The organism is Flavobacterium bomense, from assembly GCF_003970355.1.
In genome coordinates this window covers 467-1,509 of record NZ_RYDJ01000091.1, presented here as the reverse complement: position 1 = coordinate 1,509, position 1,043 = coordinate 467, and the positions used below count along the sequence as shown (strand labels likewise).

Annotated in this window: 1 protein-coding gene and 1 pseudogene; both read left to right on the top strand. The window is 35.8% G+C overall.

Features of this window, described 5'->3' with window-relative positions:
- Positions 1 to 356 (top strand): annotated as a pseudogene (locus tag EKL98_RS15765) (guanylate kinase); the annotation flags it as partial.
- A 92-nt stretch (positions 357 to 448) separates the two neighbouring features.
- The gene (nadD, locus tag EKL98_RS15760; RefSeq protein ID WP_126563128.1) at positions 449 to 1,030 is read left to right on the top strand and encodes a nicotinate (nicotinamide) nucleotide adenylyltransferase; all 582 of its coding nucleotides are present in this window, start codon (positions 449 to 451) and stop codon (positions 1,028 to 1,030) included.
- Positions 1,031 to 1,043 lie beyond the last annotated feature (13 nt).

Sequence of the window (1,043 nt, the reverse complement as noted above, 5' to 3'; positions counted from 1 at the left end):
GGGAAGAAGTTTATAGAGACAATTTTTACGGCACTCTGAAAAGTGAAGTCGAACGCATTTGGGCTCAAGGAAAAAACGTTATTTTCGACATTGACGTGGCTGGAGGTTTGCGCATCAAACATAAATTTCCAGAAGAAACTTTGGCCGTTTTCGTGAAACCACCAAGTGTGGACGAACTCAAAAGAAGACTCAAAGAACGCTCTACCGAAAGTGACGAAAAAATCAATATGCGTATAGCCAAAGCCCACGTAGAATTGGCGACAGCACCACAATTTGACGTCATTATCAAAAACTACGATTTGGATATTGCGTTGGAAGAAGCCCATCAATTGGTAAAGGATTTTGTTAACAAATAAATTGAAGAATTGAAAGATTTAATAATTGAAAAATTACGAAAAGTGACATTAATTTTTAAATCTTTTAATTTTTAAATCTTTCAATTAAATCTATGAAAATAGGATTGTATTTCGGAACATTCAACCCCATCCATATTGGGCACTTGATTATTGCCAACCACTTTGCCGAATATTCAGGTTTGGATCAAATTTGGATGGTCGTGACGCCACACAATCCGTTGAAAAACAAGCAAGCTTTATTAGACGATTACCAACGACTGCAATTGGTCTTTTTGGCCACCGAAGAGTATCCAAAAATCAAACCTTCGGATATTGAGTTCAAGTTGTCACAACCCAATTATACCTTGAATACATTGGCACATTTGCAGGACAAACATCCAAATTATGAGTTTTCGTTGATTATGGGCGAAGACAATCTAAATTCGTTGCACAAATGGAAGAATCACGAGGTCATTTTGCAAAATCACGAAATCTATGTGTATCCTCGCATTTCATCGGAACTAGAAAATTCGATTTATAAAAACAATCCCAAAATTCATATCATTGATGCTCCCATTGTAGAAATTTCATCGACCTTTATTCGAGAAAACATAAAAAGCAAGAAAAATGTTCGTCCGCTTTTGCCTGAAAAAGTTTGGGAATATATCGACCACAATAATTTATACAAGAAGTAAAGCTGTATTAATG

What these genes read in the sequence shown, in the direction of transcription:
- nadD (WP_126563128.1), top strand. Translation starts at nt 449, where the DNA reads ATGAAAATAGGATTGTATTTCGGAACATTCAACCCCATCCATATTGGG.